At 58.8% G+C, this 24418-nt stretch carries 22 protein-coding genes; 13 read left to right on the top strand and 9 right to left on the bottom strand.

Annotated elements, in window-relative coordinates; translation table 11 throughout:
- Positions 1-69 precede the first annotated feature (69 nt).
- From ACR0NO_RS18390 to ACR0NO_RS18380, 3 genes are all read left to right on the top strand, one after another.
- Entirely contained in the window at positions 70-1590 is a 1521-nt protein-coding gene (locus ACR0NO_RS18390) for a trimethylamine methyltransferase family protein (protein ID WP_480725013.1), read from the top strand.
- A gap of 119 nt (positions 1591-1709) precedes the next feature.
- Positions 1710-4178: a GcvT family protein gene (locus ACR0NO_RS18385; RefSeq protein WP_480725012.1), complete on the top strand. Its 2469-nt coding sequence runs from the start codon at positions 1710-1712 to the stop codon at positions 4176-4178.
- 15 nt (positions 4179-4193) lie between these two features.
- Entirely contained in the window at positions 4194-5183 is a 990-nt protein-coding gene (locus tag ACR0NO_RS18380; protein ID WP_480725010.1) for a GlxA family transcriptional regulator, read from the top strand.
- Between the two features lie 30 nt (positions 5184-5213).
- Here ACR0NO_RS18380 and speB read toward each other — a convergent pair whose 3' ends face one another.
- From speB to ACR0NO_RS18350, 6 genes are all read right to left on the bottom strand, one after another.
- Positions 5214-6197: an agmatinase gene (gene speB, locus ACR0NO_RS18375; protein ID WP_480541522.1), complete on the bottom strand. Its 984-nt coding sequence runs from the start codon at positions 6195-6197 to the stop codon at positions 5214-5216.
- A gap of 97 nt (positions 6198-6294) precedes the next feature.
- Positions 6295-7773 (bottom strand): aldehyde dehydrogenase, encoded by a 1479-nt coding sequence (locus ACR0NO_RS18370; RefSeq protein ID WP_480725008.1) that lies wholly within the window; start codon positions 7771-7773, stop codon positions 6295-6297.
- A 9-nt stretch (positions 7774-7782) separates the two neighbouring features.
- Complete coding sequence (locus ACR0NO_RS18365) at positions 7783-8817, bottom strand: LLM class flavin-dependent oxidoreductase (protein ID WP_480725135.1); 1035 nt, start codon at positions 8815-8817, stop codon at positions 7783-7785.
- Positions 8817-9737 (bottom strand): flavin reductase family protein, encoded by a 921-nt coding sequence (locus tag ACR0NO_RS18360; RefSeq protein WP_480725007.1) that lies wholly within the window; start codon positions 9735-9737, stop codon positions 8817-8819. The genes ACR0NO_RS18365 and ACR0NO_RS18360 overlap by 1 nt, the downstream gene beginning before the upstream one ends.
- Positions 9734-10522: an alpha/beta fold hydrolase gene (locus ACR0NO_RS18355; protein ID WP_480725005.1), complete on the bottom strand. Its 789-nt coding sequence runs from the start codon at positions 10520-10522 to the stop codon at positions 9734-9736. Before ACR0NO_RS18355 ends, ACR0NO_RS18360 begins: the two co-directional genes overlap by 4 nt.
- Positions 10494-11093, bottom strand: a complete 600-nt coding sequence (locus ACR0NO_RS18350) for an amino acid synthesis family protein (RefSeq protein ID WP_170473740.1) — start codon at positions 11091-11093, stop codon at positions 10494-10496. The genes ACR0NO_RS18355 and ACR0NO_RS18350 overlap by 29 nt, the downstream gene beginning before the upstream one ends.
- A 106-nt stretch (positions 11094-11199) precedes the next feature.
- Here ACR0NO_RS18350 and ACR0NO_RS18345 point away from each other — a divergent pair, with 106 nt between their 5' ends.
- From ACR0NO_RS18345 to ACR0NO_RS18305, 9 genes are all read left to right on the top strand, one after another.
- Positions 11200-12039 carry a LysR family transcriptional regulator gene (locus ACR0NO_RS18345; protein WP_480725003.1) on the top strand — a complete coding sequence of 280 codons (840 nt, stop codon included), beginning with the start codon at positions 11200-11202 and terminating at the stop codon, positions 12037-12039.
- A gap of 64 nt (positions 12040-12103) precedes the next feature.
- The gene (locus ACR0NO_RS18340) at positions 12104-13147 is read left to right on the top strand and encodes a pyridoxal-phosphate dependent enzyme (protein ID WP_480725001.1); all 1044 of its coding nucleotides are present in this window, start codon (positions 12104-12106) and stop codon (positions 13145-13147) included.
- On the top strand, positions 13144-14289 hold the full coding sequence (locus ACR0NO_RS18335; RefSeq protein ID WP_170667703.1) for a M24 family metallopeptidase: 1146 nt from the start codon (positions 13144-13146) through the stop codon (positions 14287-14289). Before ACR0NO_RS18340 ends, ACR0NO_RS18335 begins: the two co-directional genes overlap by 4 nt.
- Complete coding sequence (locus tag ACR0NO_RS18330; RefSeq protein WP_480725000.1) at positions 14286-14996, top strand: maleate cis-trans isomerase family protein; 711 nt, start codon at positions 14286-14288, stop codon at positions 14994-14996. Before ACR0NO_RS18335 ends, ACR0NO_RS18330 begins: the two co-directional genes overlap by 4 nt.
- 136 nt (positions 14997-15132) lie before the next feature.
- On the top strand, positions 15133-16233 hold the full coding sequence (locus ACR0NO_RS18325) for an ABC transporter ATP-binding protein (RefSeq protein ID WP_170556042.1): 1101 nt from the start codon (positions 15133-15135) through the stop codon (positions 16231-16233).
- A 102-nt stretch (positions 16234-16335) separates the two neighbouring features.
- Entirely contained in the window at positions 16336-17427 is a 1092-nt protein-coding gene (locus tag ACR0NO_RS18320; protein ID WP_170380379.1) for an extracellular solute-binding protein, read from the top strand.
- A gap of 70 nt (positions 17428-17497) precedes the next feature.
- Positions 17498-18772 (top strand): ABC transporter permease, encoded by a 1275-nt coding sequence (locus ACR0NO_RS18315; protein ID WP_170556043.1) that lies wholly within the window; start codon positions 17498-17500, stop codon positions 18770-18772.
- A gap of 5 nt (positions 18773-18777) precedes the next feature.
- A complete protein-coding gene (locus tag ACR0NO_RS18310) occupies positions 18778-19989 on the top strand; it encodes an ABC transporter permease (RefSeq protein ID WP_480724998.1) in 1212 nt (403 codons plus the stop codon).
- 160 nt (positions 19990-20149) lie between these two features.
- Positions 20150-21361 carry an aminopeptidase P family protein gene (locus tag ACR0NO_RS18305; protein ID WP_480724996.1) on the top strand — a complete coding sequence of 404 codons (1212 nt, stop codon included), beginning with the start codon at positions 20150-20152 and terminating at the stop codon, positions 21359-21361.
- 56 nt (positions 21362-21417) lie between these two features.
- Here the strand turns inward: ACR0NO_RS18305 and ACR0NO_RS18300 are convergent, their stop codons facing one another.
- On the bottom strand, positions 21418-21717 hold the full coding sequence (locus tag ACR0NO_RS18300; protein ID WP_170473702.1) for a hypothetical protein: 300 nt from the start codon (positions 21715-21717) through the stop codon (positions 21418-21420).
- Positions 21718-21862: 145 nt separating this feature from the next.
- On the opposite strand from ACR0NO_RS18300, the gene ACR0NO_RS18295 reads away from it, so the two are divergent.
- Positions 21863-23026: a Hint domain-containing protein gene (locus ACR0NO_RS18295; protein WP_480724994.1), complete on the top strand. Its 1164-nt coding sequence runs from the start codon at positions 21863-21865 to the stop codon at positions 23024-23026.
- Between the two features lie 92 nt (positions 23027-23118).
- Here the strand turns inward: ACR0NO_RS18295 and ACR0NO_RS18290 are convergent, their stop codons facing one another.
- Positions 23119-23856: an anti-sigma factor gene (locus ACR0NO_RS18290; RefSeq protein WP_480724992.1), complete on the bottom strand. Its 738-nt coding sequence runs from the start codon at positions 23854-23856 to the stop codon at positions 23119-23121.
- Positions 23853-24389 carry an RNA polymerase sigma factor gene (locus tag ACR0NO_RS18285; RefSeq protein ID WP_170484349.1) on the bottom strand — a complete coding sequence of 179 codons (537 nt, stop codon included), beginning with the start codon at positions 24387-24389 and terminating at the stop codon, positions 23853-23855. The genes ACR0NO_RS18290 and ACR0NO_RS18285 overlap by 4 nt, the downstream gene beginning before the upstream one ends.
- Between the last annotated feature and the right edge of the window lie 29 nt (positions 24390-24418).

Raw genomic sequence — 24418 nt, 5'->3', positions numbered from 1 at the left:
TTCAAATTTTCAAGCGTCACATGCGTTTTCTTGGTGATTAATATGCACCCAAAAAATGGAGTGCTATTAATGGCTCGGCGCGCACGTCAATCCCGTTCCCGCGGTTCCGAGGCCGGTTCTGTCCCGGCCTCCCCTTATATCCAACGAAAGTTGCCGTTCTTTGATCCTCTGAACGAGGAAGATCTGGCCCGTCTTGAGGCTCAGGTCGACTGGATTTTCCAGGACGTGGGAATCGCCTTCCGCGACGACGCCGAAGCGCTGGAGCTGTGGCGCCGCGAAGGGGCGCGGGTCGAAGGTGATATCGTGAGGGCCGACGCACAATGGATTCGCAGCCTGTGTGCCAACGCACCCAAAAGCTTCACGCAGGTGGCGCGCAACCCCGAGCGTTCGGTTGTCATCGGTGATGACAATCAGGTTTTTGCGCCTGTCTACGGCGCACCTTTCGTGCGTGATCTGGAAGGCGGTCGCCGCTACGGCGATATCGAGTCGTTCGAAAAGCTGGTGAAACTGACCTACCTGCATCCGAACCTGCACCATGGCGGTTTCGTGACCTGCGAACCCTGCGACGTGCCGGTCAGCAAGCGTCACCTCGATATGATGTTCGCGCATATGACCCTCAGCGATAAGCCGCATCTGGGTGCCATCACCGAGATGAGCCGCGCGCAAGACAGTGTCGACATGGCCGAGATCATCTTCGGCGCGGATTTCATGGAAGACAATTGCGTCATTATGGGCAACGTGAACACGAATTCTCCACTCCTTGTCGACCGCGTTGTTACCGAAGCGGCACGGGTCTATTCGACGCGCGGCCAAGGCATGATCGTGGTTCCGTTCATCTTGTCCGGCGCTATGGGTCCGGTCAGCACTGCCGCAAGTGTTGCACAGGCCATGGCCGAGGCGATGATGGTCTGCGCTTACGTCCAACTGCTGCGCCCCGGCGCGCCCTTTGTTCTGGGCAACTTCCTGTCGTCCATGTCGTTGAAATCGGGCGCACCGACCTTTGGTATGCCCGAACCTGTAATCTCGAACTACGCCATCGGCCAACTGGCCCGCCGTGCCGGTCTGCCGCTGCGTTGCGGTGGCTCTCTGACGGCCTCCAAGATCGAAGACGCGCAGGCTGCGTATGAATCGGCGGATTCGATGCATTCGACCATGTTGGCCGGTGCAAACTTCGTTCTGCACTCGGCCGGTTGGCTCGAGGGCGGCCTTTGTACTGGATTTGAAAAGCTGATCATGGATGCGGATCGTCTCGGCTCGTACCAAAAGGTCCTCAATCAGGGGCTGGACACGAGCGACGACGCCTTCGCCCGTGACGCCTATGAAGAGGTCGACGCAGGCGGTCACTTCCTGGGCTGCGCCCACACAATGCGCAACTACCAAACCGCATTCTACGAACCCAAGCTGAGCGACAGCGAAAACGTCGAAAGCTGGGAAGAGGGCGGCTCCAAGGACATGCGCCGCCGCGCCTATGAGCGCTGGAACCAGATGCTGAACGAATACCAGCCCCCCGCCATGGACGAGGCCAAAAAAGAAGAACTGGCCGCCTATGTGGCCAAACGCAAAGAAGAGATCCCGGACGCCTGGTACTAAAACCGGGATCCCTTCATCTGGCCAGAAATACCTTCGGGGGTGAATTGAGCCGCAGGCTCAAAAGGGGGCAGACAGCCTCCTTCCCCCATCACCACAAGAAAACGACACAGGAAATTCCCATGCCTGAGATTCAAAAAGACGAAACCACGTCTGGCAAAAAGCTGCCCTCCCACGCCAAGGTCGTTGTCATCGGCGGCGGCGTTGTCGGCTGTTCGATCCTCTTTCACCTGGCCAAGTTCGGCTGGAAAGACGTTGTCCTGCTGGAACGTGACGAGTTGACATCCGGATCCAGCTGGCACGCGGCGGGTCAGATCCACACGATCAGTTCGGATCCCAACATCTCGCGCCTGCAGAGCTATACCATCGATCTCTATAAAGAGATTGAGGAAACCTCGGGCCACTCGGTCGGCATGCATATCACCGGCGGTTTCTACGCGGCGTCGACCAAGGAGTGGTACGACTACCTCAAGCGTGAACGCTCGAAAGCGCGCTACATGGGCCTGCATCAGGAATTCATCAGCCCGCAGGAACTGGCCGAGCGTCACCCGCTGATCGACCCCAAACACTATCACGCCGCCCTCTGGGACGAGCAGGATGGCGATGTCGATCCCTCGGGCGCAACTTACGCCTTCGCCAAATCCGCCCGTCACCACGGCGCGCAGTATTTCACCCATTGCGGTGTAACCTCGATGAGCCAGCGCCCCGATGGCAGCTGGGATCTGACCACCCACAAAGGCGTCATCAACGCTGAGCAGGTCGTGAACTGCGGCGGCCTCTGGGCGCGCGAAGTGGGCCATATGTCGGGCATCCATCTGCCCGTACAGCCGATGGAGCACCACTATCTGATCACCGACGCGATCCCGATGATCAAAGACCGCATGGAAAGCATGGGCGAAGCCGGTCGTCTGCCCGCGGGCATCGATTATGAGGCCAACATTTACTTCCGTCAGGAACGCCACGGCATGCTTCTGGGCACCTATGAGCCGAAATCGACTCCGTGGAAAGTGGATGGCACCCCTTGGGATTTCGGCCACGAGCTTCTGCAACCCGATCTGGACCGGATTGCCGACCGCCTGGAAATGTCGTTCGAGCGTATCCCCGCCATCGGCGAATCCGGTATCAAGGACACCATAAACGGCCCGTTCACCTTTGGCCCCGATGGCAACCCGATGATCGGCCCGGTTCCGGGCATGAAGAATTACTGGGTCGCTGTGGGTGTCATGGCGGGCTTCTGTCAGGGTGGCGGCGTTGGCTTGACGATGGCCGAATGGATGATCGACGGCGAGCCCTCGATTGACGTCTGGGCGATGGACGTGGCCCGCTTTGGCGAGTTCGCAACGCCGGACTGGGGCACCATCAAGTCCTCGGAAAACTACGAGCGTCGTTTCGTGATGACCTTCCCGAACGAAACGCTGCCCAAAGGCCGGATGCAGAAAACCACCGCGCTCTATGACCGTCTGGTCGAAAAGGGCGCCGTGATGGGGCAGGGCTTTGGTCTGGAAAACGCCCTGTGGTTTGCCGACAACGCCGAAGACGCGCATGAAACGCCGACTTTCGAGCGAAACCGCAGCCACGATTACGTGGCGCGCGAGGTGAAAGCGGTGCAAGAGGCTGTCGGCGGTATCGAAATTGCCAACTTTGCCAAGCACGAGTTCAAGGGTGCCGGTGCGCGCGACTACCTGAACCGCACTCTGGCCGGTTACGTCCCGAAACAGGGCCGTCTGGCGCTGACCCCGATGCTGACCGAAAAGGGCCGTCTCTATGGGGACTTGACCGTGGCATGTCTGGGCGATGACCACTTCATGCTGTTCGGCTCGGGCGCGATGCAGGATGCACACCGTCGTTGGTTCGAAAAGGACCTGCCTGCGGATGTGATCTATGCCAATGTCTCGGACGACTGGCACGGGATCGCTCTGTCTGGCCCGAAATCGCGCGAGTTGCTGGCCCGTATCACCCGCGACGACGTCAGCGCCGAGGCGCTGAAGTTCCGTGATCTGCGCCAGACCTTCGTGGGCGGCGTGCCGGTGATCCTGAACCGTATCTCGTTCTCGGGCGAGCTTGGTTTTGAGATCTACTGCAAGCCGATGTACCTGCTGCGTCTGGCCGAGGCGATCGAAGAGGCCGGGGCCGATCTGGGCTATCGATGGTACGGTGCACGCGCGCTGATGTCGCTGCGCCTTGAAAAAGGCTGGGGCGTCTGGACCACCGATTTCCGTCCCGACTTCAACGCGGTCGAATCCGGCATGGATGTCTTCATCAACTGGAAGAAGGACTTTGTTGGCAAGGATGCGACGCTGAAGTTCAAGGAAGACGGCGTTGCCCGCAAGCTCGTCACCATGACCATCGACGTGGACGGCATCGACGTCTCGAATGACGAGGCGATCCTGAAAGATGGCAAAGCGGTCGGTTATGTCTCGTCCGGCGGCTACGGTCACCGCGTCGGCAAGTCGATGGCGATGGGCTACGTCGCAACCGAGAGCGCTGCTCCGGGAACCAAGCTTCAGGTGGAAATCCTGGGTGAGTTCTACGACGCCGAAGTTCTGGGTGCACCCGCCTATGACGCCAATGGCGCCAATATGCGGGCGTAAGAAAGGAAAGCCGGAATGGGTCGTCCCGAGATCAGTTTTGCAGATGCAAGCACGCGGGTGTATGAACTGAACCGGTTCATTTTCCTGCTGACGCCGGGGTTCTCTGCTTTGGACCTCGGGGCCGGGATCGACTCATTGGGGGCGGCGAATGCCGCCTCCGAAAGGGCTGTTTTCGAATGGAGTATCGTGAGCGAAACCGGCGAGGCGGTGACCTCATCCTCGGGGATGACGGTTTCTGTTGATGGCGGTTTGATCAAGACCCGCCGGGGCGATTGTATCGTCATTTGCGGGCCGATGACCGTGGATCGGTCGATCTCGAACGAGTTGAAATCCTGGTTGCGGCAGGGGCGTCGGTTCGGCGTTCAGCTTTGTGGCATCGGGGGTGGGTCCGGCATTCTGGCCATGGCCGGGGTGGCCAGTGGCCAGAGCCTGAGCGCGCATTGGAAACAGCAACCTGTGATGGTTGAGCTGTTTCCGACGGTGGAATCCAACTGCTCGGTCTTTGTGGATGAAGGCCCGATTGCGACCTGCGGCGGAGGTGTCACCACGCTCGACCTGTTTTCATCGCTGATCGGTCAGGCCTGTGGTCAGACTGTTGCCTCCCGCGTGGCGGATCAATTGCTATATGCGTCGGTGCGTCCAAAGGACGGCAGGCAGACGCAGACGGATCTGTTCCGCTTTGGCCGCCGTCATGAGAAACTGGCGACCGCCATCATGATCATGCGCGAAAACCTTGAAAACCCGCTGTCGCCCAGTGTCGTGGCCGAAAGCGCGGGCCTCTCGACCCGACAGCTTGAGCGCCTGTTTCAGCGCTACGTCGGCACAAGCCCAAAGAACTATATGACCCGTCTGAGGCTCGAGCGTGCGCGCACCCTGTTGCAGCAAACCGATATGCGGGTGCTGGATGTGGCCATCGCCTGCGGATTTGGCTCGGCCAGCTATTTCTCCAAATGCTTCCGCCGGTATTTCGGAACCTCTCCGCATATGCAGCAGAAATCGGTCTGAAAGACCGAGCTTTAGTCCGAAAACCTGCTCTTACCCCGCGCTGGGCGAACCTTTGTGGTGCAGAATACGCCCAATCGTGTTCATGAGGATCTGTGCCGCCAGAATGGCGGTGCTGCCCGTGTGATCATAATCCGGGGCCACTTCGACCAGATCCAAACCCACCACATCACCGCGCTTGGTCAGACCGTCGAGCAGTTCGAGCACTTCGTAATACAGGAAACCACCATGGCTGGGTGTGCCGGTGCCGGGCGCGATGGAGGGATCGAACCCGTCGATGTCTATGGTGACGTAGTACCTGGCGCCCTCCGGTATCCGATCCAGAACAGCCTCGGTCCCCAGTTTGCGCAACTGGCGAACAGACAGGATGTCTGACCCCATACGACGGGCATCCTCATAGCCCTCTTTTGCGGTCGATGAGACGTTGCGGATGCCGATTTGCGTCAGGCCCGAGACATAGGGTTTCTCCGCCGCGCGCCGCATCGGGTTTCCATGCCCGAACCGAACCCCGTGCCGTTCATCCACGAAATCCAGATGCGCGTCGATCTGAACAATGTGAATGGGGCCGTTCTTTTCGCAATCCGCAGCAAAGGCATCAATGCAGGGGATGTTGACCGAATGATCTCCGCCCAGAACCACGGGCAAGGCCCCGGCCTCAAGGCACTTTTCGACACCAAATTTTATGTTCTGGTGGCTTTTTTCGGTGCTGGTATGCACGATGTCGGCGTCGCCCAGATCCACGATCCGGGTGGTTTCCGATGGCAGGTAGGTGATGTCATCCTCGTGGTCGTATGCGCCGCCATGCCCGAAGGAAAACAGGGTCGAGGCTTCGCGGATGGCGCGCGGCCCGAACCGCGCGCCGGGCCGGAACTGTGTGCCAAAGTCGAACGGAGCGCCAAGGATCGCGACATCAGCGTCGATCGCATCCCAGTCGCTGACATAGGGATATTTGCCAAAGGTTGAGATCCCAACAAAGGGCAAGTTTAACCGACCGCCTTCATATCCATGTGCGCTCATTCTTCAGTCTCCAACCGCTATTCTTGCGCCATAGTGTGGGATAATTTTCAGAAGGGCCATAGGGTTGTGGAGAAGAGGGCGAAATCTATCGCCACGCTCAGCGCATCACAAACGGGTTCGACATGGGTTGATCAGAGGTGTTCAGCCATACGGTCTTGGTGCGTGTGTAGTCCTGAATGGCCTCGATCCCCGCTTCGCGGCCATAGCCAGATTGGTTGTAGCCGCCAAACGGCGCGATGGGCGACACCGCTCGATAGGTGTTGATCCAACAAATACCGGCCTTCAATCGGGACGACACCCGGTGCGCGCGGGCGACATTTTCGGTGAACACGCCCGATCCCAACCCGAACGGGGTTTCGTTGGCCAGAGCGATTGCTTCTTCCTCGGTGTCGAAGGGCAACAGGGACATGACGGGCCCGAACATCTCGACTTTCAGGGTCTCGGTCTCGGGTGACGCACATTCGACCAGAGTGGGCGCCATGAAGTTTCCGGGCCGGTCGAGGGGCGCGCCCCCAAACCGGATGCGCGCGCCCTGATCGGAGGATTTTGCCAGTACCGTCTTGATATTGGCGATCTGCGCATTGGTGCAAAGCGGCCCGATATGGGTTGCGGCGTTCAACGGGTCGCCTACGATGACGTTTTTCATCTTCTCTTCGATCCTGGCTGCCAAGGCCTCCAGAATTGGGCGATGTATCAAACCACGTGAGCCCGCGACGCAGCTTTGCCCAGAGGCTCCGAAATTGCCTGCGATCAGGCCATTTGCGGCCCCGTCCAGATTGGCATCGTCAAATACCAAAATCGGGGATTTTCCCCCAAGCTCCAGCGTGGTTACGGCGAAGTTTTCGGCCGAGTTGCGAACCACATGGCGCGCGGTTTCCGGGCCGCCAGTAAAGGCGATGCGATCCACGTCGGGGTGTCGAGTCAGGGGGATGGCGCAGTTTTCTGCATCGCCCGTGATGACCGAGACGACGCCGGGCGGGAAGCCCGCCTCCTCGACCAGACGCGCGAATTCCAGCATCGGAGCGGGCGCAATCTCAGAGGCCTTCAGCACCACCGAACATCCGGCGGCAAGGGCTGGTCCCAGCTTGGTTGCCGTCAGGAACATCTGCGCGTTCCAGGGCACAATTGCGACGACGACACCAATCGGTTCGCGGCGAGTAAAGACATGCAGGTTGGGTTTGTCGATCGGAAGCACCGCACCTTCGATCTTGTCGGCCAAACCAGCATAGTAACGATAGTAGTCGCCGACATAGGCTGTCTGGCTTGCCGTTTCGGCCAGAAGCTTTCCGCTGTCTTTCGTCTCAATCTCGCCGAGGCGTTCGGCATTTTGTTCGATCAGCTCGGCAAGCCGGAACAACAGTTTGCCGCGCGCTGTCTGGGTCAGATCCCGCCAATCCGGGTCACTCAGGGATCGACGCGCCGCCGAGATGGCGCGATCCACATCCTCGGGCGCGGCGCAGGCGAAACTGGACCATGCCTCGCCCGTAGCAGGGTTTTGCGAGTTCATCACCTGCCCGTTGGCGCCTTCGGTCCAGGTTCCGTCGATGAAAAGCTGATAGTGCGGGTTTTGTTGCATCTCGGGTCCTCACTGAAACTTTGGCATGACGTCGTCGATGAATCGCGCCAGCGAGGCGCGCTTGCGCTCAAAGCTCATGCCGCTGTCGATCCAGAACGAGTATTCATCATAGCCAAGGTCTTCATAGTGCTTCAGGCGATCCGTGACCTGCTCAGCCGTGCCAACTGTCAGATCGCGGGCCATGTTTTCAGGTGCCATCATGGTGTTGCCGGCCATTTCCTCATCGGTCAGAGTTTGGATCAGCCCCTGATGTACGGGGCGCTTGTTCTGGAACCACGCGCCGAAATAATTGTAAAAGCGCGAAAGTTCACGCGTGGCGTGATCCACATCAGCGGCGTCCTGTCCGACATAGGTGTGGTGAAGCAGCATGATCTTCGGGCGCGGCCCGTCATAGTTGGCGCAGGCATCATTGAAGCGGCCCATCAAACTCTCAATCTCAGCGTTGCCTTGCCAGAGAGGCGTGACCTGAATGTTGAAGCCATTCTGGACGCCGAATTCATGGCTGTTCGGGTCGCGGGCGGCGATCCAGATCGGAGGTCCTCCGTCCTGAACGGGTTTCGGCGCAGAGGTGGTGGCGGGGAATTGGAAATACTCTCCCTCATGGGCGCAATCTCCCTCCCACAATTTGGGCAACAGGGGGGCTATTTCCCGCATGCGCTGGCCCGCGTCCCAGGCATCCATGCCGGGGATCAGCCGTTCATACTCGTAGGAATAGGCTCCGCGTGCGATACCCAGTTCGATGCGTCCCCCGGTCATCAGGTCGGCTGCGGCGGTTTCACCGGCCAGTTTGATCGGATGCCAGAAGGGCGCGATGACCGTGCCGGTGCCAAGGCGGATTTTTTTGGTGTGATGCGCGATGTCGACCAAGGACATCAATGGATTGGGCGCGATGGTGAAATCCATCCCGTGATGCTCGCCCGTCCACACCGCGCGCATACCGGCGTCATCGGCCATTTTGCAAAGCTCGATGAACTCTTCATACAGTTTCTCATGGGGCTGTTCGGGATTGAGCCGCTCCATATGAGCAAAGAGGGAAAACTCCATCATTCAGTCCTTTCCGAGAGGGTATGTACATCACCCCGCTGCGCGTCGCCGAGGTATAGGGAAAAGTCGCGGGTCAGGCTTTCAAACGCAAAGCGGGACATCATGGTGGCGATGGCCGGGGTTGCGAAAGTCAGGTTTGCAAGGTTTTCGATGGCAACCGCTTCAAGGTTGCTGTTGAGCGGCAAAGCCGGTGCCGACGCGAGCGTATAGACATGGTGGGTCGTGGCATCGTCATAGACGGAATAGACCGCACCCAACTGCGCTGCGATCCCGCGCGCTGCCAAGTCTTGCTGCAGGCTTTCGCGCAGGGCTTGATGATCCGACAAGCTGATCTGCGGCGGGCGGTATCCGGATGCGGTTTTCTCCAACAGCACCTTTCCGTTGCATTCGATGATCGCGCCGCAGACAACGGATCGGTCTGCGGCCTCGAATGCGCCGCGTTCCAGGCCGAGGCTGAAATACTGCCCGTTGGCGTATCCGAGGCCTCGGGTTTCGGCATAGGAATACGCCCCAACCTCTCCGATCAGAATACAGTGATCTCCGGCCTCGATGGCCTGATGCGCCCGGCAGGAAAACGTTGCAACTGCGCCATCCAGAAGAGGGACGCCATTGGCGTCCAACTGGTGCGCGGTTTTGGCAAACCGATCGCCTTTGAACCCGGCGAACGTGTTTGAGACATCCTCTTGCCCCTCAGCCAGAATGTTCACTGCGAAATACTCGCAGCTCGCGAAGGCATCGTAGGAGGACAGGTTCTTGCCCGGACAAACCAGCAAAAGCGGCGGGTCCAGAGAAACGGATGAGAAGGAATTGGCAGTAAACCCCAACGGCGTGCCTGAGGTGTCGCGCGTCGTCACAACAGTGACGCCGGTCATAAAGCTGCCAAAGGCACGCCGCAGGTCGCGAGGGTCGAGACTGGTCATTGTTGCACCTCGTTCAGAAAGGTCAAAAGGGCGGCGTTAACCTCTGCGGCGTGGGTCATCGGCATCATATGAGCGGCACCCTTGACGATCTGCGCCCGCCCGTTTGGAACAAGCTTCGCCATGGCGCGTGACATGGCGGGGGTCGAGTTGGGCTCAAGTTCACCGGTCATAAACAGCGCTGGGCAGAGGATCTTTTTCAACTCATCACGGCGCGGGTTTTTGCTGTTGGAAAAGACGGTATAGGCCTGTTTGTACCCAGCTGGGTTCGTTGCCGTCAGCCAGTTTTGACAGGCTGTACGCTCGGGCGATTCCGTGTCGCCGAACCAACGGAAGAGGGTCCCCGTCGGGTCGCTCGGTGTCTTGCCATCAAGCGCGGCGGCGCGGGTTTGTATGGCCCGTGTAGCCTCAGAATCGCGTTCGAAAATCGCGTTCAGAGCAACAACGCCCGCGATCCGCTGAGGTGCTTTGGCTGCCAGATCCAGCGCAATCATTGCGCCCATGGAATGACCGACGACGAGTGTCGGCCCGTCCAGCCGATCCAGAACGCGCAACGCGGCCTCGGTATATTCCGAAATATCCTCACGCGGGTCGCCCAAAGGGCTTTCGCCTTGACCGGGCATGTCCGGTGCGGTCAGACACGCCACCGATGCCAGCGCGTCAAATTGGGCTCCCCAGGCCTCGGCGCGCAAACCGACACCATGCAGCAACAGGACATTCGGCCCCGCGCCGGTCTGGATTGCTGCGAGGCCGCCGATCTCAGACCGCGGCCGGGTTGTCCACGTCATGGCCCAAATCCTTGAGGTCCTGATAGCGGTCTCCAATACGGTGATGCGGCCGGCCCGAGGTCGCTGCGCCAAGCACAACAACGATCTCGTCGTCGCGTGGCGCATCGGGGATCGCAAACTGGATGGTCAGATAGTGCGAGCGCCGCCCGGCGTCGTTCTTGTCCATCAGCGGCACCATGATCGGAGCATTCGCGGGCCCTCGGGTGTTGGTAAAGGCCAGATAAGACTTTGCGTCGACGGCCTGCCGGTAGTGGTTGCCAAAGCGCAGAGTGTGAATGAGGCCCGAGGCATGCTCGACCTCGCCATTCAGACCAACCACTGCGGCCTTGCCATAGGCCTCGATCGCATCGCCACTGCCAGCCAGCGCGATCATGCGCTTGGTCATCATCTCACCCAGAACGGGACCATAGGCCTGAATCTCGGGCTTCAGGTCTTCGACATATCGGCCAGCCCATGGGTTAGTGACGACAGCGGCCACTGCGAACATGCGCCATGGGGTCTTCGCGGGGCGAAACCCCTCGACCAGAACCTCTTCGTCATAGGTTACGATTTTGCGTATTTCCGGCTGCATAAAACTTCTCCTGTCGCGCGGGCCGACGTTAGAAACGGGGCTGGTTTTTGACAAATGATAGAATTATGTGCTTTGATATTAACAAGACTAATGACTGGCTTGGCCTATGGCAAAATCACTTCCCCCCCTGACCTGGTTCCGATCCTTCGAGGCCGCCGCCCGCACGCTCAGCTTTACCGCCGCGGCCGAGGAAATCGGGCTGACCCAATCGGCCGTCAGCCAGCAGGTGAAATCGCTTGAATTGCGGTTGGGCGCATCCCTCTTTGTGCGCCATCCGCGCAGTCTGGCGCTGACGGATGCGGGGAGAAAGCTGTTGCCTGAGGTTGGCAAGGCGCTTGAGGCGCTGGCTGTTGCTGCCGGGCAGGTCGACACCAACGCATCCGGCGACGTTCTGACAGTCGCGACCTCGGTCAGCATCGCGCAATGGGTCATCGCCCCACATCTGCCCGCGTTTGCGCGTCAGCACCCGGACATCCGAGTGCGGCTGCTCAGCGCGATTTGGCCGGATGATTTCAATGCCTCCCAAGCGGATGTGCAGGTGCGGTTTGGATCGAAGAAACAGGTGGGGCAGGGGGCTGTTCGCCTGATGCCGGACCGGCTTGTGCCATTTAAATCTCCGGCCTTGTCCGGTGACATATCGAACCTGCCTCTGATCGAAGCTGTAGGGACATCTGGCGGCTGGGGCCGGTGGTTGGAGAGTCAGGGGTTGCAAAGACAACCCACCGTTTTTGTGGATACTTTTGGCATGGCGCTTCAATTGGCGACACACGGGGGTGGCGTGGCTTTGGTGAGTGAGCTTATTGCGAAACATGCGCTTGATACGGGCATGGTAGAGCGTGCCCATAGCGGGTCGATCGACAGCAATGAGGGGTATTTTCTATCCGCGAATAGCTCGAACCCGGCGGCTGGGTTGTTTCATGACTGGCTGTTGGAGCAGGTCGGTTAACGATCAGGAGAGTTGACAGATCAGGAGCGATCAGATCACGTCAGGCAAAAAGGCGGGGAGATACATGAAGATCGTTGCGAATACACACCGGGCAGATCCCAAGCTTGCGCCCTCGGCTCCTTATCCGTCGACAGATGCGGCCCGCGTTGCGGCCTTGTTGTCCATGTGCCCAGCGGCGAAAGAAACACCGTTGGTGAATGCCGCAGGCCTCGCCCCGGTTGCGCAGCTTTGGGTCAAGGATGAACGCGCGCGCATGAATCTGGGCTCGTTCAAGGCCCTCGGCGCGGCCTATGTGATTGCGCGCCATGCTGCCGAAGCCTCGGACGCGCCGGGGGCAGACACGTTGGCAGGGTCAACCTACGTGACAGCAAGCGCCGGGAATCACGGGATGAGCGTTGCGGCGGGCGCGCGGATGTTTGGCGCAAAGGCCGTTGTCTATATCGCCGAGACGGTGCCCGAGGGTTTTGCCGCACGATTGAAGGGCCAAGGTGCCGAGGTTGTGCGCAGTGGCTCTGACTATGCGGCCAGCATGCAAGCGGCAAGCGCGGCGGCTGAAGAGAACGGGTGGATCCTGCTCTCGGACAGCTCATGGGACGGGTATTGTGAGCTGCCCTGGACCCTGATGGAGGGGTACCTGCAAATGGCGTCTGAGGCGGTTGATCAATGCCCTGAGCCCCCGACTCACATCATGTTGCAGGCAGGTGTTGGCGGTCTTGCCGGTGCTGTAGCGGCCTATGCGCGCAAAGCCTGGGGCGACGCGCCGAAAATAATCGTGGTCGAACCTGAAGCCGCTCCTGCCCTACAGGCCAGTATTGAGGACGGGTCATGCGTGTTCGCCGATGGGCCGGACAGCATTATGGGGCGTCTGGACTGCAAAGAGCCGTCGCTGATCGCATTGAATGGATTGGCCCGCGACGCTGACCTGTTTCTGACGCTCTCGGATGAGGACGTGTCCGAGAAACTGCCAGCCATGGCCGCAGCGGGGTTGGAGACAACGGCCTCGGGCGGCGCTGGGCTTGCAGCCGTTTTGAATGACCGGGCACGGGCTGAGCTGGGAGTGACCGAGGCCTCACGCGTGCTGTGCATCCTCTCCGAGACTGCGGAATGAGGGGGTTCGCACGATCCGAGTTTGAAGCGCGCACCAGACGCGCGCAAAAGTTGATGGATGCGGCGGGCCTGTCGGCGCTTTTGCTGACAACCGAGACGGATCTACGCTATTTCACCGGGTTTCTGACCCGGTTTTGGGAAAGCCCGACCCGCCCGTGGTTCCTCATTGTGCCAGCCGAGGGCAAGCCGATCGCAGTGATCCCGTCGATCGGGGCAGCCCTTATGGCGCAGACATGGATCGATGATATCCGCACGTGGAGTGCGCCTGATCTGAAAGATGACGGTGTCTCCCTGCTATGCGACACGCTGGCGGAAGTGACACCCGAAGAGGGGCGAATTGGGATACCGGATGGGCATGAGACGCACCTCCGCATGCCTTTGGCAGACCTTGAACGTCTGCGCGGCCAGCTTGGAACACGGGCGCTGACAGGCGACAGGGGCATTCTGCGCCAGTTGCGTATGGTCAAATCCCAGGCCGAGATCGCCAAAATCGAAACCGCCTGTAGCATTGCCGGTCGGGCCTTCGCCCGCGTCCCCGAGATCGCCGGAGAGGGAGTGCCGTTGGATGAGGTGTTCCGCCGCTTTCAGATGCTGTGCTTGGAAGAGGGCGCCGATTGGGTGCCCTATCTTGCAGGCGGTGCGGAGCAGGGCGGCTATGCCGATGTGATTTCACCAGCCTTTGGCGTACCGCTGGCGCTGGGCGATGTGTTGATGTTGGACACTGGTTTGGTCTGGGACGGGTATTTCTGTGACTTCGACCGAAACTGGTCAATCGGCCCGCCTCGGCCTGATGTGGCAAACGCCCATGCTAGGTTAATCGAGGCATCGGATGCTGCGTTCGAAATCGCTCGTCCGGGCGCAACCGCAGCGGATTTGTTTCATGCCATGAACGCGGTTCTCACGGCGGATGCAGAGGGTACGGATGCGGGTCGCCTGGGCCATGGTTTGGGAATGTCCCTCACCGAATGGCCGTCCCTGATCCCGTCGGACAACACCGTTCTGGAGCCGGGCATGGTTTTGACACTGGAACCGGGCATCGCCGTTGGGGACAAAATTCTGGTGCATGAGGAAAACATAGTCATCACTGACAGCACCCCACGGTTTATCAGCCCGAGGATCGGGCCGGAGATGATGCAGCTATGACCCATGTCCCTTACACTCTGGACGAAGACGATCCAAACGCCTCGCCGCTTGGGCTGATCGTTTTGCAGGTCGATGAGACGCTAGAGCCTGAATTCGGCGCATATTTCGCGGACCGCAAATATCCTCTTCACGTCACGCGTATTCCCAGCGGGATCGAGGTGACGACCGAAAGCCTTGCCGAGATGGAGAAGGCGCTGCCCGCAGCAGCGCGTTTGCTTCCAAATGCGCGACCCTACAATGTTGTGGGTTATGGCTGTACCTCGGCCAGTTCTGTGATCGGGTCAGAGCGCGTCGCGGAACTGGTCAAACAGACATGCAATACCCGTGAAGTCACGAATCCTCTGCGCGCGGCGATTGCCTGCGCTGCCGACCTCGGTGTTTCGAAATTTGCTCTGCTGTCGCCTTACATCGAGGAGGTCAACATACCTCTGCGTACCGCGTTTCAGGCTAGCGGTATAAGCATGGATGTGTTCGCAAGTTTCGGGGAGGCTGAGGAGGCCAAGGTGGCGCGTATCTCGACGGAATCCGTGGTCGAAGCTGCCTCCGAACTGGGAGCAGATTCAGCGGTCGAAGCGGTGTTCCTGAGTTGTACCAACCTGCGAACTCTCGACGCGATACCGAAAATCCAGGAGCGGATCGGAAAACCTGTTTTGTCGAGTAATCAATGTCTTGCGTGGCATATGAGGCGCTTAAACGCTGTGCATTGACAGGTAAGTGTGTACTCAATTTTGGCAAAAGCACCATAACTTGTTGCCAAGTGCGTATCGCTTGGTCTTAACTGTGCATCACAGATCAATGAAATCCGAAAGCCTCGGGTAATCATTTGACGAAACAGGGGGTCTTGTGACCGGTACAACGAACGACGCCGCGTTTGTCGAATTTCAACGCGTTCAGAAGTCTTATGATGGCGAGAATCTCGTCGTTAAAGATCTCAACCTTGCAATGCCGAAGGGCGAGTTTCTGACAATGCTCGGGCCGTCAGGCTCAGGCAAGACAACTTGCCTTATGATGCTCGCCGGGTTTGAAACCGCTACCCATGGTGAAATCCTGCTGGATGGAAAGCCCATCAACAATATCCCGCCGCACAAACGCGGGATTGGCATGGTGTTTCAGAATTACGCTCTGTTCCCGCACATGACGGTGGCCGAAAACCTGTCTTTTCCTCTGGAAGTACGCAAGCTGGGCAAGTCCGAGCGGGACGAAAAGGTCAAGCGCGCTTTGGACATGGTGCAGATGGGTGCCTTTGGCGGGCGTCGTCCGGCGCAGCTTTCAGGTGGTCAGCAACAGCGGATCGCCTTGGCCCGTGCGCTAGTGTTCGAGCCGGAACTAGTGCTGATGGACGAGCCGCTGGGCGCGCTCGACAAGCAGCTGCGTGAGCATATGCAGTTCGAAATCACCCGACTGGCGCATGAGCTGGGCATTACCACCGTGTATGTGACCCACGACCAGACCGAGGCGCTGACGATGTCAGACCGTGTCGCCGTGTTCGACGATGGCCGCATTCAGCAGCTGGCCCCGCCGGATCAACTCTATGAAGAGCCCGATAACAGCTTCGTCGCGCAGTTCATCGGGGAGAACAACACTCTGGAAGGTGTGGTCAAATCCATCGACGGCGACGGCTGTGTGGTGCAGCTGGATGACGGATCAGAAATTGATGCGGTGCCGATCAATGTGCACAACCCGGGCGAACGGACCAAGGTTTCGATCCGTCCGGAACGTGTCGAATTCAACAAGGATCGTCTGCATGCCGACGCGCATACGCTGAAGGCGACGGTCAAGGAATTCATCTATATGGGCGACGTGTTCCGCTTCCGCATGTCTGTGGCTGGCAATGACGAGTTCATCGTCAAAACACGGAACGCCCCCGATGCCATTCGCCTACAACCCGGTCAAGAGATCGATATTGGTTGGCTGGCAAAGGATTGTCGTGCGCTTGACGCATAGACCAAGCCGCGCGGCACAAGCGCGGTTACACTGAGGGACCGGCTGGCGAAAACCCGTGCGTCGGCTGACCATACAACAAACGGGAAATACTGGGAGTTTTACATGAAACCAACAAAGACACTGCTGACTGCAGCGGCTCTGGCAACAGCGGCCGGTGGCGTTTCCGCCGAAGAAATGACCATCGTCTCATGGGGCGGGGCCTATTCCAAATCGCAGCTTAAGGCCTATCACGAGCCCTATTCGGAAAAGACTGGCGTCACCATTCTGAACGACGACAGCTCGGCCGAAGCGGTTGCCAAGCTGCGCGCGATGAACGAAGCCGGGAACATCACCTGGGACGTGGTTGACGTTGTTGCGGCGGACGCGATCCGTCTGTGCGACGAAGGTCTGGCGATGGAAATCGATCCCGACACCATGCTGGCCCCGGCACCTGATGGCACGCCCGCATCCGAAGACTTCGGTGATCTGCTGGTCAGCGACTGCTTTATCCCGCAGATCGTTTACTCGACCACGTTCGGCTATCGCACCGACTTGGTCGGTGACACGCCGCCGACAGACGTCTGCGCCGTGTTTGATCTGGAAAACTATCCGGGCAAGCGCTCGCTGGAAAAGCGTCCGATCAACAACATGGAATGGGCTCTGATCTGTGACGGCGTTGCCAAGGACGACGTGTATGACGTGCTGGCGACTGCAGAGGGTCAGGACCAGGCTCTGGCCAAGCTCGACACCATCAAGGACAGTGTTGTCTGGTGGTCGGCAGGTGCTGACACCCCCCAGCTGCTGGCTGATGGTGAGGTCATCATGGGCTCGACCTATAACGGTCGTCTGTTCAGCGTGATCGAAGAGCAGAACCAGCCCGTTGCTATGCTGTGGGATGCGCAGGTGTTCGATCTGGACGGTTGGATCATCCCGGCCGGTCTGAGCGAAGAGCGTCAGGCGCGCGCACTGGACTACATCATGTTCGCGACCGACACTCAGCGTCTTGCGGATCAGGCCAAGTACATCTCGTACGGCCCGGCCCGTGCCTCGTCGGCTCCGCTGGTGGGTCAGCATGCCGATCTGGGTATCGACATGGCGCCGCACATGCCGACCGATCCGAACAACGCCAAGAACACGTTCCTGTATAACTACGAGTTCTGGGCTGACTACCGCGACGACATCGACGCCAAGTTCCAGGCGTGGTTGGCGCAATAAGCGTCTGATTGCATGACAAAGTCGGGGGCGGTGCGCCGCCCCCGGACCAAAGAAAACCCAAGGGGCACTGATGACTGACGCAAGCCAAAACGCCGGACCTATGCTGGCAGCGGATGGAACGCCGCTCAAGCAATCGCTGGCACGTTCGTTGAGGCGACAAAAGCTGCGGGCGCTGATGCTGGTGGCCCCTCTGCTATTATTCGTGTTGTTCTCGTTCATCGTGCCGATTGCATCGATGCTTTTCCGGTCGGTGGAAAACAGCATTGTGCAGCAAACCCTGCCCCTGACGGTCGAAGCCCTGCAAAGCTGGGACGAAAACAGTGGCGAACTGCCTGACGAGGCCGTCTATGACGCCTTTGTCCGCGACATGGTCGTGGCCGTCGACAACAAGACACATACCCGGCTGGGCTCGCGCCTGAACTACGAAGAGACAGGCATGTCTTCGATGTTCCGTCGCTCGGGTCGGAAAATGGGCAAGCTGGACCCCGAAACCGATGGTCCGTTCAAGGATCAGGTGATCGAAATCCATGAGGGCTGGGGCGAACCGCAGACTTGGGCGGTGATCAAGACACATTCGCCCGCTGTGACGAACGGATACTTCCTGAATGCGGTCGATATGCGCCGCACGCCCGAAGGCGCGCAGGCGCAACCCGAGGACAAGCAGATCCTGATCAAGCTCTTCGGGCGTACCTTGTTCATGTCACTGGTGATAACCGCGTCCTGTATCTTGCTGGCCTATCCTGTCAGTTACCTTTTGGCGACGCTTCCAATGCGGGTGTCAAACTTACTGATGATACTCGTTTTGTTACCCTTCTGGACCTCGCTATTGGTGCGAACGTCGGCGTGGAAGGTCATGCTGCAACAACAGGGTGTGATCAACGAAACGCTGGTTTGGCTTGGGTTGGTGGCCGATGACGCCCGACTTGTCATCATCAACAACCAGATCGGTACGATCATCGCGATGACGCATATTCTGCTGCCGTTCATGATCCTGCCGATGTATTCGGTGATGCAGACGATCCCGGAGTCCTACACCCGCGCCGCGAAATCTATGGGCGCGACGAATTGGACAACCTTCTGGCGCATCTATTTCCCGCAATCCATTCCGGGCATCGGCGCTGGATCGATTCTCGTGTTCATTCTAGCCATCGGCTACTACATCACGCCCGAGATCGTGGGCGGCACCAAGGGCGTCTTCATCTCGAACCGGATTGCCTACCACATCTCGTCCTCGCTGAACTGGGGGCTGGCCGCGGCGCTGGGTACGATCCTGCTAGCTGTCGTGCTGTTGCTCTACTGGTGTTACGACAAGATCGTCGGCATTGATAACGTGAAGCTGGGATAATCGACATGGCCGCACTTACTCCGATTTCCCGCAAACCGATGTCCATGGTTCTGCCAAGCGTTGCGCTGGCAGGGGCCTTCGCCGGTGTCTTCGTTGGCGCAGGGAACGGTTCGATCTTTCTGGGCATCATTGGCGGAGCCGCCCTGATCGCGGCACTTGCCTGGATCTACATCGCTGTTCTGAAGAATGAGAATCTGGCCCGCTGGATCACCATTTTGGGCTTAGGCATCGCCGGATTTCTGATTTCGGGTCCTATGGGCGGCGTTCTGGGCCTCTTGGGCGGCTGGTTCTTCGCATGGTTCATCTACTGGCTGTATGAGGGTCGCTATCGCCGCAAACTGCTGCCCTATCTGACTGCGAAACAAGTGTTCTATCACTACCTGTTCCGTGTGATCTGCGGTGCAATCTTCGTCTTCCTGATTACGCCGATCCTTGTGGTTCTGCCACTATCGTTCAACGCGCAGGACTTCTTTACCTTCACGCCCGAGATGTTGCGACTGGACCCCGAGGGGTATTCGCTGAAGCACTACCGCGACTTCTTCACTAACAATGAATGGCAGCGCAGCTTCAAAAACTCACTGATCATTGCGCCGATTGCGACGGTGATCTCGGTCTCGCTGGGCACGCTCGCGGCCATCGGCCTGAGCCAGAGCCATGTTCCCGGCCGTCGTGCCATCATGGGTATCTTGATCTCGCCGATGATCGTACCGCTGATCATCTCGGCCACCGGCATGTTCTTCTTCTACAGCGATATCGGTCGCTTCATGGAAGGCACGCTGGGTATGAACAAGAACTTCGTTGGCTATGTGAAGGTCATCCTCGCCCACGCCGTTCTGGGCATCCCGTTCGTCATCATCACCGTGACCGCCACGCTGGTCGGCTTTGACCGCTCGCTGACGCGGGCGGCGGCGAATATGGGCGCAGGGCCGGTGCGGACCTTCTTCAAGATCCAGATGCCGCTGATCCTGCCGGGCGTGATCTCGGGTGGTTTGTTTGCCTTCATCACTTCGTTCGACGAGGTGGTCGTGGTGCTGTTTGTCGGTTCGGCCAGCCAGAAGACACTGCCATGGCAGATGTTCACCGGCCTGCGCGAACAGATCAGCCCGACCATTCTGGCGGTGGCGACAATCCTTGTGGTGATCTCGATCGCGCTGTTGACAACGGTCGAATTGCTACGCCGCCGGTCCGAGCGTCTGCGGGGGCTTTCCCCCGCTTGACGCAAGCGCGCACCTGATCTAACGATTCACCTGTTCATCCCAGCCGCGATGGCGTCGCGGGCGCACTGGGATGATCGGCTCTCGGACCCCGAGACCGCCTGTCCTGAACGCCGGGACAAGTGGCCGGGTTTGCCGCCCGGCAAAGATGAGAGACCTGAACATGACAAATCGCCCCGAATTCTTTACCTGCCACAATGGCGACAAGGCCCCGCTGCCGTTCAGCAAAGGCGAATACGATCGCCGTCTGGGCAAACTGCGCGCCATTATGGCAGCGCGGGATATTCCCGTAGTTCTTCTGACGTCGATGCAGAACATCGCCTATTACTCGGGCTTTCTGTACTGCGCCTTTGGCCGGGCCTATGGCTGCGTAGTTACGCAGGACGCCTGCACCACGGTTTCGGCCAATATCGACGCGGGCCAGCCGTGGCGCCGCTCGGTCGAAGACAATGTTATCTATACCGATTGGAAGCGCGACAATTACTGGCGCGCGGTGGCCAGCCTGATCGGTGGCGCGAAACGGATCGGGATCGAGAGCGATCACATGACCCTCGCCGCGCGCGATACGGCTTTGGCGATGCTGGGCCAGCCTGAACTGGTCGACATCGCGCACGACACCATGGCGGCCCGTATGGTGAAATCCGCCGAAGAGATCGAACTGATCAAAGGTGGTGCTCGCACCGCTGACGTGGGCGGAGCCGCCATTCACGCCGCCATCCGCGAAGGCGCAACCGAAATCGAGATCGCCATGGCCGGTCGCGACGCGATGGAGGCGGAGATCGCCCGCGCTTATCCCGACGCAGAATACCGTGACACTTGGGTCTGGTTCCAGTCCGGCCTCAACACCGATGGCGCGCATAACCCGGTCACTAAACGGGCGCTGCAAAAGGGCGATATCCTGTCGCTGAACACCTTCCCGATGATTTCGGGGTATTACACGGCACTGGAGCGCACCCTGTTTCTGGGCGAACCCGACGCTGAGAGCTTGTGCATCTGGAAGGCTAACGTCGCCGCGCATGAGCTTGGCCTGAGCCTGATCAAACCCGGTGCGACCTGTTCCGGCATCACCGCTGAGATCAACCGTTTCTTTGAAGATGAGGGCCTGCTGCAATACCGCTCCTTCGGTTATGGCCACTCCTTCGGTGTGCTCAGCCACTACTATGGTCGCGAGGCGGGTCTGGAACTGCGTGAGGATATCGACACGGTTCTGGAACCCGGCATGGTCGTGTCCATCGAACCGATGCTGTGGATCCCCGAAGGCCAACCCGGAGCCGGAGGCTACCGTGAGCATGATATCCTGGTGGTCGAAGAAGACGGGGCCGAGAACATCACCGGCTTCCCCTACGGTCCCGGCCACAACATCATCGACGCGTGATACTAAGGGGGTGGGGCGTATGCCTCACCCTTTGCCGCAAACACGCAGAGTGCGGTCTAGGCCTGATAAAACGGATCCAGCTTGGCCTTGGCTTTTTCGTTCACGATCGGGATATAGTTCAGGCGATCCCCGGCTGATTGTGGAATAGCTTGCTTTAGAGCCTCAAGGTCCCGCACTGCCAAAATGACCGCATCGCCGGTTTCTCCGCCAAAACCTGCGATCTCTTCTTCGGTGAAACCGATCAGTTGAACGACGTCTTTGGCCAGAAACATTTTGACCTCAACAGATTGCGATAGCTTGAGAATTTCGTCCTTCAGCCGTTGGGCTGTCTGCGCAGGCATGGTAACGACGGCCATATTCGGTCCTGATTGATTGGGGTACGCTGTATTTGGTCACACTACAGGAAAAAGATACTAGGGTTGTCAATTTAAGGATGCATTAATAGGCACGAGATAGAATATCGATATTCTATGCAGTTTAAGCGGTTTGGGAGAAGCAGTAGTGCCATTCCTATTTGATTGGTCAACTCTGGGCAGTGCGAACAGTTCGACCGTGCTGACAGACGGTTCGAACTCGTCGACGCTAACCGTGGCCTCTGATCCAGGGGTATTCTTCAATGGTTTTCTTGGTGGAAACCTGTTTGTTTCGGGCATCCCGGGCCCAGCGACATCAGAGGTGACGTTTTCAACCGCTGTTAAAAACGTGACCTTCGAAATTCTGGATCTGGACAGCAACGAATTCTCATTCGACGATAGAGTGACGGTTCTGGCGTTTGATGTTAACGACAATCCGGTCCCAGTTGTTTTCTCCAACCTCAGCCCATTTCACGTCCAGACCGGCAATACGGTCGAAGCCAACGGGAATGTGTCTCCGGGTGTCGAAGGGCCAGGTGCGCCAGATTCGCTGACCGTTTCCATCGCAGGCCCGGTGTCGCGTATTGAGGTCATTTTCGAAGGGGGTCTGTCTTCGGGTGCCAATACCGGTGCAATCGGCTTTGGTGATATCTCCGGCGATATTCTGTGTTTGTGCGCGGGAACTATGATCGAAACGCCGAACGGCCCAACTTCTGTTGAAAATCTGTCCGTGGGAGACACCGTTCTGACCAAGGGAAATGGCCCGCAGCGGTTGCGGTGGGTTGGTTCCAAAACGGTGGACTTTGCGGCCCAAGGTGTAGCTGCGGAAAAACTACGACCTGTCCGTATCTCTGCCGGCGCGCTTGGGCAGGGGCTTCCGGCAAAAGACCTGCTGGTGTCCAGACAACACCGCATGTTGGTGTTTTCCAAAGTGTCCGAGCGTATGTTCCGCAGTCCCGATGTCCTTGTGTCGGCAATAAAGCTGGCCGCGTTACCTGGGATCTACGTGGATGAAGACATAACCGAGGTCGTCTATTTCCACCTTCTCTTCGATCAACACGAGGTCATTTTCGCCGATGGTGCTCCTTCGGAGAGTTTGTTTACAGGCCCCGAAGCAATCAAGACAATATCGGAAGAGGCCCGAGAAGAAATCTTTACCCTCTTCCCGGAAGTGAAACGTCAGGGCTACGCCCCGGAAACGGCATATCCCGTGCCAGCCGGTCGTTTGCAGAAGAAGTTCGTCGAGCGGCATCTGAAGAACGGAAAGCTGGTTCTCGAGGACGCGCCCACGCCATCGAACCGCCTGCATTAGGCGTTCACAACTTGGTCATTTCGCTATTCGTTTCGAAAGTCCGATGTGGTGTATTCTTTGGCCTCCGCGACTGGCCTAGGCCCAGGCGCATTTTAGCTGGAAATTGCCTCGGAAAATGCTGTCAGGCGATCGCTCAGATCGCTCTGCCCATCGGCACCGATGATCATGTAGCCATAGCCGTCTTCCGCCCAAGTGGCCGTTGCCAGCCCGCTGAGAACGGCAAGGTTCACATCCTTGTCCGGTGCCCCAGGCCCTTGACGGATCACGCAAAAGGCGAAAGGCCGCCCCTGATCATCTGCAAAGACGACCTGAACCAGTGGCTTGCCCTTGAAAGACAGAACCTGAGCCCGCTTCAGCTTGGCCCCCGGCAAGGCGCTCAGGGCTTCGCGATTCAGTGATCGACCCAGCGTGGCCTCGGCCTGAGCAAACTGGGCCTCAAGCGCCTCGGGTGCGGTGTCCAGAGTGGCTATTGTTTCAGGCACATAGAGCGATTGGTAGATTGCCGCCTGTTGCGCCCAACCTAGCGGCGCGGGTCGTGTCGCCCACAACGTCGCCGAGACCGCCACAATCGCGACCGAGGCCGCAACGGCCAGCAATCGAAAAGGTTGAGACGCGGGTTGAGACGTCGCGCGGTCCGGCAAGGTGATCTGAGGCGCATCCTGCGGAACATCCTTGAAGACCGAATGCACAACGGGTGCAAACGGATCAAGCGCCATCAGGCGCTGTTCCAGTTCTGGATCGGCTTCGACCGCGCTCTCGATCTCTTGCGCCTCGGTCTCGCCCAGATTTCCATTCAGATACGCCAGCAGCGTTTCATCGGAAAACGTCATTTGCCACCCCGTCGAACGGCGTCCGCAGCCTCGTGCTGCATCACGGTTTTCAGTTTCTGCCGAGCCGTAGATAGTCGGCTCATGATTGTTCCAATCGGCACCTCAAGCAAGGCTGCTGCCTCGCGATAGCTATACCCTTCCACGAAGACAAGCATCACGGTCTCGCGCTGTGCCTCTGGCAGGTGCATCACTTGAGTAAACACTTCAGCCGCGAAAATATTCGTTTCTGAATCCGGTCCTGTTGCAATTAATTCGGTTTCTGGGGTCACAGACAAGGCCTGTGCCTTACGAACCGAGCGCGCGCGCACCTCATTCAGCCAGATCGAGCGGCAGATCGTCATCAGCCAGCTGTCCAGCCTGTCATGGGATGTCACCTGATGGTGACGCTCCAGCGCGCGCAGGCATGTGGATTGCAAAAGGTCGTCGGCCACATCCGAGGCGCCCGACAGGGCAAGCCCGAAACGCCACACGCGTTTCGAATGCGTCTGGATCGCGCCGCGCACGGCCTGTTCCGAGCTGATTTCACCACTCATCGAATAAATAGCGACCTGTGTGTGTTTGT

The sequence above is a fragment of the Ruegeria sp. CL3 genome, assembly GCF_056536505.1.
Note: the sequence above shows the minus strand (reverse complement) of the source record. Positions and strands in the feature narration are given on the sequence as shown.

Coding starts and splice junctions, on each gene's coding strand:
- ACR0NO_RS18390 (WP_480725013.1), top strand. CDS start 70: ATGGCTCGGCGCGCACGTCAATCCCGTTCCCGCGGTTCCGAGGCCGGT.
- ACR0NO_RS18385 (WP_480725012.1), top strand. CDS start 1,710: ATGCCTGAGATTCAAAAAGACGAAACCACGTCTGGCAAAAAGCTGCCC.
- ACR0NO_RS18380 (WP_480725010.1), top strand. CDS start 4,194: ATGGGTCGTCCCGAGATCAGTTTTGCAGATGCAAGCACGCGGGTGTAT.
- speB (WP_480541522.1), bottom strand. CDS start 6,197: ATGAGCGCACATGGATATGAAGGCGGTCGGTTAAACTTGCCCTTTGTT.
- ACR0NO_RS18370 (WP_480725008.1), bottom strand. CDS start 7,773: ATGCAACAAAACCCGCACTATCAGCTTTTCATCGACGGAACCTGGACC.
- ACR0NO_RS18365 (WP_480725135.1), bottom strand. CDS start 8,817: ATGGAGTTTTCCCTCTTTGCTCATATGGAGCGGCTCAATCCCGAACAG.
- ACR0NO_RS18360 (WP_480725007.1), bottom strand. CDS start 9,737: ATGACCAGTCTCGACCCTCGCGACCTGCGGCGTGCCTTTGGCAGCTTT.
- ACR0NO_RS18355 (WP_480725005.1), bottom strand. CDS start 10,522: ATGACGTGGACAACCCGGCCGCGGTCTGAGATCGGCGGCCTCGCAGCA.
- ACR0NO_RS18350 (WP_170473740.1), bottom strand. CDS start 11,093: ATGCAGCCGGAAATACGCAAAATCGTAACCTATGACGAAGAGGTTCTG.
- ACR0NO_RS18345 (WP_480725003.1), top strand. CDS start 11,200: ATGGCAAAATCACTTCCCCCCCTGACCTGGTTCCGATCCTTCGAGGCC.
- ACR0NO_RS18340 (WP_480725001.1), top strand. CDS start 12,104: ATGAAGATCGTTGCGAATACACACCGGGCAGATCCCAAGCTTGCGCCC.
- ACR0NO_RS18335 (WP_170667703.1), top strand. CDS start 13,144: ATGAGGGGGTTCGCACGATCCGAGTTTGAAGCGCGCACCAGACGCGCG.
- ACR0NO_RS18330 (WP_480725000.1), top strand. CDS start 14,286: ATGACCCATGTCCCTTACACTCTGGACGAAGACGATCCAAACGCCTCG.
- ACR0NO_RS18320 (WP_170380379.1), top strand. CDS start 16,336: ATGAAACCAACAAAGACACTGCTGACTGCAGCGGCTCTGGCAACAGCG.
- ACR0NO_RS18315 (WP_170556043.1), top strand. CDS start 17,498: ATGACTGACGCAAGCCAAAACGCCGGACCTATGCTGGCAGCGGATGGA.
- ACR0NO_RS18310 (WP_480724998.1), top strand. CDS start 18,778: ATGGCCGCACTTACTCCGATTTCCCGCAAACCGATGTCCATGGTTCTG.
- ACR0NO_RS18305 (WP_480724996.1), top strand. CDS start 20,150: ATGACAAATCGCCCCGAATTCTTTACCTGCCACAATGGCGACAAGGCC.
- ACR0NO_RS18300 (WP_170473702.1), bottom strand. CDS start 21,717: ATGGCCGTCGTTACCATGCCTGCGCAGACAGCCCAACGGCTGAAGGAC.
- ACR0NO_RS18290 (WP_480724992.1), bottom strand. CDS start 23,856: ATGACGTTTTCCGATGAAACGCTGCTGGCGTATCTGAATGGAAATCTG.
- ACR0NO_RS18285 (WP_170484349.1), bottom strand. CDS start 24,389: ATGAGTGGTGAAATCAGCTCGGAACAGGCCGTGCGCGGCGCGATCCAG.